The following is a 13,033-nucleotide window of genomic DNA, read 5'->3' as shown; positions in this document are numbered from 1 at the left end:
AAATCTTCACAAAAATAAAAGACGATGCCGAAAATGACATCGCCTCATACCGATAATATTATCTGCTTATCGCCGCCCCGAAAGTCGGCTGAGTATGAATACCCCGATCAGGATTCTCTTTCAGGAACTTAGAAATATCTTCACTAGTTCCTGCTTTAGTGAACGTACCTGATACGATTGAATACCAGATTCCATCAATCTCAACATAAGGATCAGCATGATTTGGACTGGAGCCAATCATCGTGTTATAACCCATTGCGTCAAATACTGCTGAAAATACCTGGCTATCGGAATCGCAATCTGTCATGCGCGGGGAACGTGCAAGGGCATCAAAAGCAGATCTTGGAGAACCGTCTTTAGGGTCTGGTACCCCTCGTAACAAGTCGTAGGCAATCGAAGCTATTGTGTCGACCTTTACGATCTCTTCTTTACTGACTCCAGCCTTTATTAAATCGCCAATTGAATTCTCTGCAGCATACAAGCCACGATTTCGGTCGGATCGATCCGATTTATCGCCTGACCATCTAGCTCCATCGAGGTATTCGTAATAGTACTTCTGATATACACCTCCAAAACCAGATTCGTCATAACCTTTTATCGCATTCTCAACAATTTTCATTACTTGATCGTACTCACTCTGGTTTCGACTAGCGTATGTGTGTTTACCGTGCTTTACAGAAATACCGTCAACTGCCTGTTGCTTACCCGAATCAGATGCTTTTGCACTTTCAATATAAGCTGTCATTGTTTTCGAGTCCCATTTAACTTCTCCCCCAAGGGCTTCGCTAACAAAGCGAAGTGGAACCATTGTCGCTCCATTAATGACTTCACCTTTAGCTGACAGTTGTACTGCTTTCCCGTTAACGTAAGCTGTTGGTTGTCCAATAGTTAGCTTAATGGTCGTACTTCCTTTTGTTGCTGTGGCTGTTTGAGTTGGCTGATCCCATTTCACATCTACTTTTAACGCTTCAAATACCCCTCTCATAGGTACAAGAGTATTTCCATTCTTTACGATTGCTGACTGCGGGAAATTTTGCTTCACACCATCGATAAAGACTGTTACCTCGTCCTTGGCTACTGAAGCTATCCTTACCTCGTTCTTTTGAGCAACTGGCGCTAAATTAACATTATTCCGGTTGGACTTCATTCCAAGCATTTCCTGCATTTGATACAATCGTTCAGGAGCATCATTCTCGCGAAGGGTAGACAATCCATCAGCCCCATGAGCCGTAAACACTTTTTCAGTTTCGGCAAGAGCAGTTTTCAGAGGGCTTCTCAACTCCTCTTTGCCCTTGAAAATATTCCCTTCAAATAACCTGTCCTCAATCAAGGTTAATTGATCCATGATCTTGGTCAATCTTTCTATCGTCCAGCCCTCTTCCTTAATCGCTTTAACCGCCATGTTGAGATTTGCTATTAATGTCGCCTCATCTTCGAAATTGACTTGGACTTGTTGCGCGGCGATGGTTGGAGGGATGGAGGGAGTCGATGCTGCAAGAGCCGAAATCCCTCCTAATGAAATACTGCCAAGCAACGTCGCGCTGATTATCATACCTTTGATGACAAAACTAAAAGATCGTTTTGGCTTACCTTGTCTGGTGTACACGGTCGATAAATATAACTTAGTGTCCTCTTCTTTATATGCTGGCATTGGTCGTTCCTCCTTTACGCTTGTTTTTCCTTTGCATGTAATATAAATTAGCTCGGATAACTTGTCCTGAAGTTCAGTGAATTTTCAATAGCATAAATTGAACAATCATCCATAAGCTCATGTACCGATTAGCTAAGTCAATTTTATTCGACAAGGTCATACTGCCAGTTCAAGGTCAGCGTCTAGTTCGCTTTGTCCCTTGGCGATATCTTGGGTCCTGAGTTTGCTGTTGCTGTTGCCATTGCCACTGACTTTGCCTTTGTTGTTGAGTTGGCATTTGCCCTTTAAGGTGTTTTGGCATTTGAGTTTGTTTATGTCCTTGGCGATTTCTTAGTTCCTGATATGCTTTATAACCTGCAAGACCTGCGAAGACGATACCCCAAGGACCGAGTAAGCTCGCTGCAAGCGTCATCCCCTTGAAGGCTAATGTCCAGCCTACCGCACTTCCCATGACTCTTACCGGCTTTGAATCCCAAACCCGCTCCATGTGAGAGGACGAAACCACATTTACCCCAAGACCGAATGCATTTCTTAACTTTTCCGTTAATGTGAATCCGCCGCGACCACGATTGTCATACTCCTTAGCCGTCTCCTCATCGGCAATTAACTCTCCACCGATATACAGTTCACTAAGATGACGGAAATGGTCGAATAGCTTGAACCATGACTTTCTCTGACTCCAACCAATTTCGCGTCTTACACGCCCTTCTGCAAGACGGGCATTATCGATTCGAAGACAAACTAAATTTTTGAACCTAAAGATGTTTTTGAAATGGAATAGCTCTACGACATTCCCCTTCTCAACTTGAACTCTTATTGCATAAGGCATGGATTTCAATACTTCTTGTGAGAACCTCGGTCTAAATGCAACATCGTTGATGATAAGACCATTACCAGTGACTTCAAAGCTTTCAATCCTTTTCAAATCTCCAACCATTTGCTTAATCTGCTTCATAAGCATATCCGACATCATTCTGAAAGCAGTCATAGATGAGAACGGATTGAGATTATCTCCATTCTCAACTTTGAATACTTCAAATGGATTTACCTCGGGGTCAACCTGAGCTTCATAAATTGCTGAAAAAGCATTCTGTTCTCTTGGTGAAACGTATGGATCTTGGATGACGTGATTTTGATATACAGGTCGAGCATTCTTCAATTGCATGTAGTCATCGGGTACTTCTCGTCTTTCGGATAAAATCGTCCCGCTAGATGTTTTCTCGAGTGGGCGATTCTGCTCAACTACGTTGGTCGAGGTTGGACTCTTTTTAACAGAATCGGCTTCGTAAACATTCAATGCATCATCAAGTACGTCCGATGCGTCATTGTTATTTCCGCTCAATACACGTTCGGTGTAGTATTCAAATTCCTTTTGCGAGATAACCCCTAAATTACGGAGGGTTGCATACACAATGTTATTGGGCTTACCTAATGTAACTTCAAATGCATCAAAATAACCTTCAGCCAAAGCCAACCTTACGATTTTGTCCAATTCTTGCATGCCGCTGAGTGAAGAATTTAGGTCTCTGATTGCATCCAGACGTTCATCCTTCGAAACAAATAAACTTTTAACCAAATCCGTTTTCCCTTTCGGTCCCGCGTAAAATACCCCCTGGCTTAGGATTGGATTCGGATTATCGAGGGTACCATGCTTCTTCTCATAGCCTTGAACCGCTTGATTCTGAGTGACCCCGAAATACTCATAACGCTCGTCTGCCATCTTACCGAAGATATTGTAGTTATAGTTGCTTCGCTCATCGCTGGCAATTAGCGTCTTACTCGGATCTTGACCACCTAATAACCAGTGAAAGCCGCTTGTTCTGGTCAACCTTGCTAAAATTAATCCTTTGTAAACACTCTGCGGAATAGCAGGATCGCCTTTGATGCTTGCATACAAAGAATTCAGCTCATCGACCAAAAAGAAGATGCGCGGAAGCCTTGTGATTCCCTTGTAATTGTGATTGCCTTTATTAAACTCGATAATGTCAGAACAGCCCGTCTCCTTGAGAATGACCTGAATCGTTTGATAAACCACTCTGGCAAAAAGGATACCCCCGATATAAGCATTGACCTTAAAGGGAATATTCTCGACTACTCTTTCCCCACGCTTGATGTCGACCCACTTCAATTCAGCAGAGTTCAGGACTTCTCCATCAAAACCGTAAAACGGTACTCCTGCGCTGTTAAATACCTTCCTCCAAATCGGAACCCATTCTTCCTTTTGGTCGATGAGAACCACAGAGCCGTTTCCTTCAACCCCCTGCAGGGCAACTGATTGCACCAATAAACTGTCATACATTGCGGTTTTACCTGAACCGGCTCCTCCACCTACAATACCGCTCACATTGTATTTTCCTGAACAGTCAAATCGTTCGGCTTTCAAAGCTCCTGGCATAACACCGACAACGATCTTCTCACCTAAAGACAAATCATCGAATGAAGCAAAGTCGTTCTGTTCGCCCTGACAAGCTCTGATGTAATCCCGCAACGACCAATTGGCGTTTCGGAATGCCAGTAAGTCCTTGGATAAAACCATCTCGATACAATCGTAGGCTGCCGTAACTTTCCTCGTTGAGCCTAAGTTACAGACTCTCGGTTGTTTCATTAAGGAACTGGAATAGACGGTTCCCGCTGAAGGATTCATGTTGCTGAATAATAACGGGATAGCGTCCAATTCGCTGGACTTCCTCGAGAAATCAAAATTGGTGACTCCTACTGGTAGCTTTATCAGAACTGTGAATGAAATATCGTCTTCTTTAATGAATACTCGGAACATCAAATCTTCGTCCAGAGTGTATGTTGCTGCGTTCCAGATATCGACTCCTTTTGGGTTAACACCTTTGGACTCCAAAAGGGATTGATTGACCATGTACACTTTATCCTTGAAGCCAAGACTACTAACTGGTGACTCCGAGTAGAACAGCTTGATTAAGCCAATCAGAGTGTCATGAATACCTGTTTTCCCTGCAACAGAAGTCTTATTATCCTTCGGGAAAAAACCCTTTGATGCAAGCTCTCTGATATAGGTTTGCTTGTCTTGTGTAGGTCTAGCGGCTCTTTCAGAAACAACCGATGAGTTTCCTGTTCCGACAGTGTTCAAGGCTTTCAATACCCCAAGCAAATCTGAAATGACTTCAAAATCACCCTTCTCTACGGAGCGGCGCTCTACTGAAACTGATCTTACAAAGTCGGTAATCGGAAAGACTTCGTTTTCAAAATAAACCGTAGTGTCACAAACTTGTTGGGTAACTCCTTGAAACTGCTTCGTATCGATTGACTTCGCCTTTACTTTATTCTCGATTTCGTTCCAAACAACTAATGACATTGCAGCTGTAAGAAGCTCCTGTAAATATGGACGATTCTTTGAATGATCTACATTGTCCACCAACTTAGCCAAAGTCGGATATAGCTCACATACCAACGCTTTATACTTATCATCTTCGTTGTTATGAGAAAGGATTATTTCGTCGGTCATCCCTTTCTTCGCAGCTAGTGGCAGTAATGTCCTTTCTATAAGATGGTGTCGCAATTGACTCGAACTAAGCCCAGTTAAAGCTGCAAAGTCCTGTGCCATTGCCGCTATAGCGTTCAAACTTAGCTCGGCAGGCGAGGTATGTTCATCATTCATGTCTATAGGATACTCCTTGATCCATTCTGGTTCACTCAACTGTATCCCTCCGTTCTTTTGGTTCGATTTCTTAAAAATTGTTCTTACTTAATATGTTTTTGGTTGACTTTCAGGTGTTGAAGTATCGAGAATTTTCAAGTCCCTAAAAATTTTTATTTGAAGAAATAGTCACTCGCAGTATGTTAAGTGCAAAAAATCAAGACAGCTTGAGGACTTAAGCTGCCTTGATTGTGTATTTCAATTTTCACTTTTCTGGAGTTCACCATATTTCATTATTACTTCTTGCTTTCTTTTGTAATGATCCATACCCCATATATCCCTGCATATAAAACCAAATCGACTTTCAGATGAATACCCAATTGGCTCTAGGAATTCAAGTGCCTTTACAGTTCCACTATTGATTGACTTACGTTTGACCATATTCATTAAAATGTCAGCGACACTAAGATCAGAAGGTTTGATCTCAGAAAGATCATCATCTCGAAAGGTAATTTGCTTTTTGCCTAAAAGTGATATTCTCTCATTCTGATGCCTCCAGTGAAATGTATCAATTATTTCTACATAAGGGTTGAACCAAATTAATAATCCTGTTCCGTTAGGAAAGAAAGCGATACCTTCTTCCTCCATATGTGTATAAATGATTTCTCCTTGGCTCCAGTAACCCGTAATATTTGCCACAATTCTCATTCCTCCAAATTACGTCCGGTTATCGTTTTTAATACATTAGCTTGAACGAGGTCGACTTGAAAAGAAAAACCTTAAATAAAAAAAAAAAAAACAAAGCCCCACACTTAGTGTGAAGCCTTGCCAGTGAAGTAGAAGGGAGTCACCCTACGAATTCCTCGATACATTCTGCAGATCTTTATTAACGTTACCCACTTTCGAAGGATAGTAAAAAGCCATCGAAAATACCTATAATATTAGACATTCACCCTAATCCTACTCTTGCTTCTTCAATCCGCTTATCGTAACAGTCATCGCATAATGTTGTCCAGTAATGCACTCTGAGCTGAATGCTACTCTCAATACCACATCCCTCGCATATCTTTACCGAAATCTCTTGATACTTAACTATCAGTTCATTGACTTCGGGAAGTGCATCGTGAATATAAACTCTCAACTCTCCGAATTTTTGTTTGATTTGCCCAACAGTTAGTTTGATCTTGATTCCATTATTTTTATAGACTTCTTCTATTTCAGTGAACATGTCCCAGAGGATTTGATACCAGCCGTCCCCACATTCAAAAGTATATTGTGTCCAAGGACTCATGGTGTCAGATTTGTCTGGTATCGACCAAGGGAAGCGAGTGAACAACTTTTCTTTTAGCTCGAGCTTCATTGGAAATCACCGTCCTTCTGATGTTCTCTTAAACGCGTTAGTTCAGTTTCAACATAAGGTCGCATTTCGTGGTCGACCAACCCCCACGCAATAAAATATAAGTATTGTAAAGTTGTTGTGTATTCTAGCGTACTTGTTTAAATCGTACAAGTGTATCCAAATCCGAATTTCAAATTCTCTACAAAATAAAACACAGCTTATGGATTTCTCCTTTAGCTTTTTAAATGTGCTAACATTTTGTCCTTCAGATGAAACCCAAGTATATAAGGTCGACTACCACGAAAAAGGTGCTAAAAATTTTAGCACCTTCCGTTAGAAAAACTCTATTTTTCTTGAAATGGACTAATACCAAATTTCAGGAGCATTTGGTACAACAGGTTTAAGGGTAGCCCCATTATACTGAAAAAATCACCCTCAATTTTTTCAATAAAAACAGCGCCCAACCCCTGTGCCCCGTAACTTCCTGCCTTATCGAGTGGCTCACCAGTTTTTACATAAGCTTCGATTTCCGCGTCACTCATAGGTCTAAACGTTACTTTACTGACAGTATGTCCCACAATTACCTCTGGCTGTCCGCTTGGCGACTGAGATAATACACGATACTGACCAATGTCTCCAAGGTGCATTGTGGTGTCGTAGTCCCCGGCTTTGTCCAGCGGTTCTCCCGTAGCCGCGTAGCGGCGGGCGCTCTCGATGCCGAACGGCTTCATCGTGACCAGCGTACGCTGCCAGCGGCTGACGGCGCGATCTCCCGGGCAGGAAAGGAGGGTGACGCCGGTATAGACTTCATGCGTGCGGCCGCTCAGCGCCATCAGGGCAGACACGGCATCCTCGCGGTCCGCGGGCTTGCCGAGCACCGCCCCGTCCAGCACGACGATCGTATCGGCGCCGAGCACGAGATCGTTCCCTGAGGACGATTCTGCGGATTGCTCGCCGCGAAGCGCGTCGGCAGCGGCCTCGGCCTTGCGCCGGCTAAGCTCGAGGACGATCTCTCCGGGAGAGAGCGTCCCGGCGACGGATTCATCCGCCCCGGTAGGAAGCAGGCGGACAGGAAGCTCAAGTCCGAGGACAGACACCAGCTCCCGGCGCCGCGGGGACGCCGAGGCCAGTACGAGCCGATCGGGTATAGCGACATCGTTCATGTTCGATAATGCTCCTCTTCCATAATGCTCCTCTTCGATAACGGTCCGCCATGTCCTCCGGTCAGAGGCGGCGGTACAGCCACAGCGCAAGCACGAGCACGAGCAGGCTGATCAGGCTGAATTGGATGGTGACGTCCAGGCTGTAGCTGAGGACGCCCAGATCGGCGGCGGGAGACCAGCGGATATCCGTGGAGCGCGTCAGCGCCGACACCCCCGGCACATCCTTCAGCCAGCGGTTCGCAAGCGCTCCTGCGACAAGTCCAAGCACGATAAAGAAGAGAAGCGTCCAGCCATTTTTCTTCATGGTTCAACGCCTCTCGCCAATGATTGACACCTGGCCTCATTATACGCGATCGCCTCCGTTCTTTACAATGTAAAGAACCTGTCTCCCCTTACGGCTGCAAGGTTTCGATCAACGCACGCTGTCCGAAGAAGACGTCCATCGATCGGCTCTGCACCGTCCACAAACGCGCCTTCGAGGGAGCCGCATTATAGGCGTCCAGCTCTTTGGCAGCCAGATTGACCGCCGACTCCAGGCTATCGGCCGCGGCCGCCGACTCCTTTCCCTGTACCCCGGGACGGAAGGCTGCATAGGCTTGCCGCCACGAGGCCAGCTGCTTGTCCCATTCCGCCATGGCTTTCTTGTCCGCAGCGCCAGGCTTCGCCTGGCTCGCAGAGGCCAGCGTCATGTCGGCCAGCTGCGCGATCAGCCCGGATGTCGCGGGTCCAAACGCCTTCGCATCCCTTTCGGATCCGGCGAAACGAAACTTGCCGGCCGCGGGAAGCGAGACTTCCTTGATGTATACTTCCGTGCCGGAGATGGAAGCAGCGAGAGACTCCGCGCCGCTGCGCTTCGACGAGATGCCGGCGTAGACGCGGTAGCCGCCGTCCGCCTTTGCCGAAGCAGAGCCGAGTCCGCCGGCCTTCAGCTCGGACGCCGCCGCGGCGGCGCTGTCCTTGGCCGAGAAGACGCCGTACTGCAGCAGGCTGAAAGCCGTCTGCGGCCAATCCGCCTGAACGTCCGCCGCAGCGCCGGCAGCAGCCGGAGCGCCGCCTGCTGACGATTCCGTCTTGACGGCGGGAGAACCGGCGCCGCTTGCCGGAGGCGATGCCGCAGGAGCGGACGCCGGCTCGGAAGCCGTGTTTCCGGCGGCTCCGCCGTCTTTGGCGGGGAGAACGCTGCCGCCTGCGAAGAGTGCCAAGGCGATGTAGCCGAAGAGTGCTCCGGTCGCTATCGCGCCGGCAACCGACAGCAGGACCGCCGGCCAGGACGGGCCTCTGCGGCTGCCGCCCGCGCTTCCGCTTTCTATACGACGAGCGGGGACGGATTTAAGCTTCCTTGATGCGCGAATTTCATCCAAATCGATGACGGGCCCTTCGAAAAGCTCCGTTCCTGCGGCGGACACAGGCTCCGCATCCGGCCATTGCGGACATTCGGAGAGAATGCCCGGATCGGGGAGCGGCGTGCTGCGGCGCTCTCCGGGCCTGGCTGCCCGGCCGTCGAGGCGCTCGTCCGTGGAGAGAGCCTGGACTTCATCCGGTGTGAGTGATGGGGCTTCGAGGAGCCCCTCCGCTCCGAAGGTGTTGCCGGCACGGCGTTTTTCAAGTGCAGGTGCGGCGTCAGCCGGCAACTGCCTTCCGGCCGGACGCCCGTCTTCCTTGCGGATGAGGCTTTCCAACCTGTCGATGTCATCCTGAAAGGGGCTTTCCCATGCTTTGTATTCCGCTGTGAATTCCATGGATGAAAGCGACTCCGCAGGCGCCGGACTCCAATCCGGCGGCAGCGATGCCTGCTTGCGCATGCCCGTCTGGCGCGCGCCCCCATGCCGGAGCGGAAAATCCTTCGCCTTCATTTGGCCTTTTGGCTGCAGCTCTACGGATTGCAACTGCTCTTTTGCTTTCTTTTGTTCTTCCGCCTGCAAGCGGCCCTTCGGCTGCAGCTGCGCGATTGCTTGCAATGGCTCTCTTGCTTTCATCTGTTCCTTTGCCTGCGGTTGGTCCTTTGGCTGCTCCTGTGAAAGCACTTGGCCTTGCCCAAGCGCTTGATCTTTTTTTTGCCTTTGCCTTTGCGCCGGCGCCTGTCCCTTGTCCGGAGCCTCCGCTCCGGCGGCACGCTGCCCGCTCCCTGCAGCCGGTGGCGATTTGCGTTGATCCTGCACCAGCTTCCCTTGACCGTCCGGACGATAGGTCATCCGCGATTTCGTCATGTTCCATTCCTCCTGCCATGCCGGGTTCTTACTCTAATCTATGTCCGAACGATAGAGTTATTCCTCGTTTTGGAAGAAGGATATAGAGATTGATAGGCAGGATCGAGAGCGGAAGCTGCAGCGGGTGGAAAAGGCGGGAGGCCCCGCATCTCTGCGAGGAACCGGATTCCGGCAAGAAAAAAAACCTCCGAAAAAGCCTGCATCAGGCCGTTTCGAAGGTTCTTCCTTCTGCTGTTCCGATGTTATTGCCCGTGCCGCTCCCGCAGCTCGCGCGCGAGGCCGTCGGCGGCCTTCCAGATATCTCCGGCTCCCATCGTAATGATGAGATCGCCGGGCGCAGCCTGCTTCGACAGCTCGGCCTGCACCTCTTCCTTGGTCGGAAGATAGCGTGTATTGGCATTGCAGTTCTCCACGATCATCTCCACGAGCCGCTGCGAGCTGATGCCTTCGATCTGCTGCTCGCCGGCCGGGGAGTAGATGTCGGTGATGATCACTTCGTCGGCTTCGGCGAAAGCCCGGCTGAACTGCTCCAGCAGGAAGAAGGTGCGCGTATAGCGCTGCGGCTGGAACACGGCCACGATCCGCTTGCCGGTCGCCTTGGCGGCGCTGATCGTCGCCTGGATCTCCGTCGGATGATGGGCGTAGTCGTCGATGACGAGAATGCCGTTCACGTCGCCCAGCACCTGGAAGCGGCGCTTGGCCCCGATGAATTCCTTGATCGCGGCCGCTGCCGCGCCGAACGGAATGCCGGCTTCCATGCAGGTGATCAGCGTCGCCATCGCGTTATACACGTTATGGCGTCCAGGGACGGACAGCTGCACGACGCCGAGCTCTTTGCCGGAACGGGAAAGCTTGAACGCCACCTTGCGGTCGCCGAGCACGATGTCCGATGCGCGGAATTCCGCTTCCTCGTCGATGCCGAAGGTCAGGATGCGTTCGGACGGAAGGGAGCCTGCCGCCTGCGGCAGCAGCTCGCGGACGATCGGATCGTCCAGGCATACGACGGCCCTTCCATCGGGAGTGACCTGGGTGAGAAACTGGACGTAGGCCTTCTTCAGGTTGGCGAAATCGCCGTCGTAGTTCTCCAGATGATCCGGCTCGATGTTGGTGACGACCGCGATCGCCGGATGGTAATGCAGGAAGGAGCCGTCGCTCTCGTCGGCTTCCGCTACGACATATTCGCCTTTGCCCGCCTTGGCGTTCGTGCCGACATTGACGATTTCGCCGCCGATGATGTAGGTCGGATCCGCTCCGCAGCTCTCCATGACGAGAGCGATCATCGAGGAGGTCGTCGTTTTGCCGTGCGCTCCGGCGACGGCGACCCCCTTGCCCGCATTCATGAGCCTGGCCAGCATCTGGGAGCGATGGAGCACCGGAATCTTCAGCTCCTCCGCCGCGCGCCGCTCCACGTTGTCCTTGGACAGCGCCGTGCTGTAGACGACCAGATCGGCCCCCTTGACGTTGCCTGCGTCATGGCCGATATAGATGCTTGCTCCCTTGGATGCCAGCTTTTCCGCCAGCTCCGCCCGCGCAACGTCGGATCCCGTCACCTTGTATCCCATCTCCAGCATGACGCGGGCGATCGCGCTCATGCCGTAGCCGCCGATTCCGATAAAATGTACGTGCTCTGCTGTAGTCGTCATGACGGTCACCAACCTTTTTCAGAATCCGGTAGCCCAAGCACCCGGGTGCGGACATCGGCGATTAAATAAAGAGTGCCGGTTACGACGGACAGGTCCTCCGGACCCGCCGCCTCTTCCAGGCGCCGCAGCGCAGCGGTCCAATCGGGCTCGACCACGATTTCCGGCGAAACCCCGAGCTCCGCCGCTTCCGAGCGTGCCAGCTCGGCAAGAGCAGGGGCCGGCATCGCCTTGCGGAAGGCGGGCTCCGTAATGACAAAGGTATCCACTATAGGGAGTATATGCCGCAGCACATCCCGATGATTCTTGTTCTCCAGCATTCCCATCATGAGATGGAGCTTGCGGTACTTGAAGACGTCCTTGAGCGCCGCCGCCAGCGACTCCGCTCCTTCGGGATTATGCGCGCCGTCAAGCAGCAGCCGCGGCTCGCTTCTCACCATCTCGAGGCGGCCCGGCCATGCGGCCTCCTTGAGGCCGGCGCGAAGCTGCTCGTCGTCGACCAGCAAGGCGCAGTATTGGCGCAGCACCTCAAGCGCCATGACCGCGGCAGCGGCATTGGTGCGCTGATGGGCGCCGCCAAGCGTCACCGTCAGCGGACTCACAGAGCGGAACAGGCCCTGGAACGCGAAGCTCTGCTCGGCCTCCGACACCTCAAGCGCTTGAATGGAGAACTGCTCGCCGAGCTGGTACAGCGTGCTCTTGCTGCGGCTTGCCGCCGCGCGGATGACCGCCAGCGCCTCCGGATCCTCGACGGTGCTTACGACCGGGACCCCGGGCTTGATGATGCCGGCTTTCTCCGACGCGATTTCCGTTATGGAACTGCCGAGCACGTCCATGTGGTCATGCCCGACGTTCGTGATGACCGAGATGACCGGCGTCACGATATTCGTCACGTCCAGCCGGCCTCCGAGGCCGGTTTCCCAGACGACGTAATCCGGGTAGGTCACCTTGGCGAAGTACAGGATCGCCAGCGCCGTGGATACCTCGAACATCGTCGGGGAGCCGTGCTCGGTAGCCGCGATCTCGTCCACGAGAGGCTTCAGCTCGTTGGCCAGCCGCAGCAGCGTCTCCTCCTCGATATCTTGGCCGTTATAGCGGAAGCGGTTGGTGAACTTGGTGATATACGGCGACGTGAACGTTCCCGTGTCATAGCCTCCGCGCGTCAGCGCCTCGGTCAGGTAGGCGCAGACGGAGCCTTTGCCGTTCGTTCCCGCCACATGGATGAAGCGGAGCCGGCGCTCGGGATGTCCGAGACGCTCCATCATCAGCTTCATCCGATCCAGGCCCGGACGGATGCCGAAGCCGATGAGGCCTTCGATCCATTCCCGCGCTTCCTCGTACGATTTCAGCAGGCCTCCGGCCTGTCGATGCGTTTCCTGGTTGTCCATATCGTTTCGCTTCCTTTTATGTTTGACTTGCGCCGGCG

The 13,033-nt window shown here is 51.1% G+C and carries 9 protein-coding genes; all 9 read right to left on the bottom strand.

Annotated features, from left to right (window positions below; all coding sequences use genetic code 11):
• Window positions 1-58: 58 nt before the first annotated feature.
• The 9 genes from PHU01S_RS02285 to PHU01S_RS02245 all read right to left on the bottom strand — a co-directional run bounded on the left by PHU01S_RS02285 (window position 59) and on the right by PHU01S_RS02245 (window position 12,995).
• Complete coding sequence (locus PHU01S_RS02285) at window positions 59-1,651, bottom strand: stalk domain-containing protein (protein ID WP_127505874.1); 1,593 nt, start codon at window positions 1,649-1,651, stop codon at window positions 59-61.
• Between the two features lie 175 nt (window positions 1,652-1,826).
• Entirely contained in the window at window positions 1,827-5,318 is a 3,492-nt protein-coding gene (locus PHU01S_RS02280; RefSeq protein ID WP_127505872.1) for a hypothetical protein, read from the bottom strand.
• A gap of 198 nt (window positions 5,319-5,516) precedes the next feature.
• Window positions 5,517-5,957, bottom strand: coding sequence for a hypothetical protein (locus tag PHU01S_RS02275; RefSeq protein ID WP_120463245.1), 441 nt, complete (start codon window positions 5,955-5,957; stop codon window positions 5,517-5,519).
• Between the two features lie 250 nt (window positions 5,958-6,207).
• Window positions 6,208-6,618: a hypothetical protein gene (locus PHU01S_RS02270; protein ID WP_127505870.1), complete on the bottom strand. Its 411-nt coding sequence runs from the start codon at window positions 6,616-6,618 to the stop codon at window positions 6,208-6,210.
• Window positions 6,619-6,941: 323 nt separating this feature from the next.
• On the bottom strand, window positions 6,942-7,760 hold the full coding sequence (locus tag PHU01S_RS02265) for a Maf family protein (protein ID WP_127505868.1): 819 nt from the start codon (window positions 7,758-7,760) through the stop codon (window positions 6,942-6,944).
• A gap of 61 nt (window positions 7,761-7,821) precedes the next feature.
• Window positions 7,822-8,064 (bottom strand): DUF4321 domain-containing protein, encoded by a 243-nt coding sequence (locus PHU01S_RS02260; RefSeq protein WP_021880678.1) that lies wholly within the window; start codon window positions 8,062-8,064, stop codon window positions 7,822-7,824.
• Window positions 8,065-8,152: 88 nt separating this feature from the next.
• Entirely contained in the window at window positions 8,153-9,967 is a 1,815-nt protein-coding gene (locus tag PHU01S_RS02255; RefSeq protein ID WP_127505866.1) for a hypothetical protein, read from the bottom strand.
• Between the two features lie 242 nt (window positions 9,968-10,209).
• Window positions 10,210-11,610: a UDP-N-acetylmuramate--L-alanine ligase gene (gene murC / locus PHU01S_RS02250; RefSeq protein WP_048744795.1), complete on the bottom strand. Its 1,401-nt coding sequence runs from the start codon at window positions 11,608-11,610 to the stop codon at window positions 10,210-10,212.
• 5 nt (window positions 11,611-11,615) lie between these two features.
• Window positions 11,616-12,995 (bottom strand): bifunctional folylpolyglutamate synthase/dihydrofolate synthase, encoded by a 1,380-nt coding sequence (locus PHU01S_RS02245; protein ID WP_049867834.1) that lies wholly within the window; start codon window positions 12,993-12,995, stop codon window positions 11,616-11,618.
• Window positions 12,996-13,033: the final 38 nt, after the last annotated feature.

The organism is Paenibacillus humicus NBRC 102415 (assembly GCF_004000905.1).
Classification (GTDB): Bacteria; Bacillota; Bacilli; order Paenibacillales; family Paenibacillaceae; genus Paenibacillus_O; species Paenibacillus_O humicus.
The sequence above is the reverse complement of the archived record's forward strand: the minus strand, read 5'-3'. Positions and strand labels throughout refer to the sequence as shown.

What these genes read in the sequence shown, in the direction of transcription:
- PHU01S_RS02285 (WP_127505874.1), bottom strand. Translation starts at nt 1,651, where the DNA reads ATGCCAGCATATAAAGAAGAGGACACTAAGTTATATTTATCGACCGTG.
- PHU01S_RS02255 (WP_127505866.1), bottom strand. Translation starts at nt 9,967, where the DNA reads ATGACGAAATCGCGGATGACCTATCGTCCGGACGGTCAAGGGAAGCTG.
- PHU01S_RS02270 (WP_127505870.1), bottom strand. Translation starts at nt 6,618, where the DNA reads ATGAAGCTCGAGCTAAAAGAAAAGTTGTTCACTCGCTTCCCTTGGTCG.
- murC (WP_048744795.1), bottom strand. Translation starts at nt 11,610, where the DNA reads ATGACGACTACAGCAGAGCACGTACATTTTATCGGAATCGGCGGCTAC.
- PHU01S_RS02265 (WP_127505868.1), bottom strand. Translation starts at nt 7,760, where the DNA reads ATGAACGATGTCGCTATACCCGATCGGCTCGTACTGGCCTCGGCGTCC.
- PHU01S_RS02260 (WP_021880678.1), bottom strand. Translation starts at nt 8,064, where the DNA reads ATGAAGAAAAATGGCTGGACGCTTCTCTTCTTTATCGTGCTTGGACTT.
- PHU01S_RS02245 (WP_049867834.1), bottom strand. Translation starts at nt 12,995, where the DNA reads ATGGACAACCAGGAAACGCATCGACAGGCCGGAGGCCTGCTGAAATCG.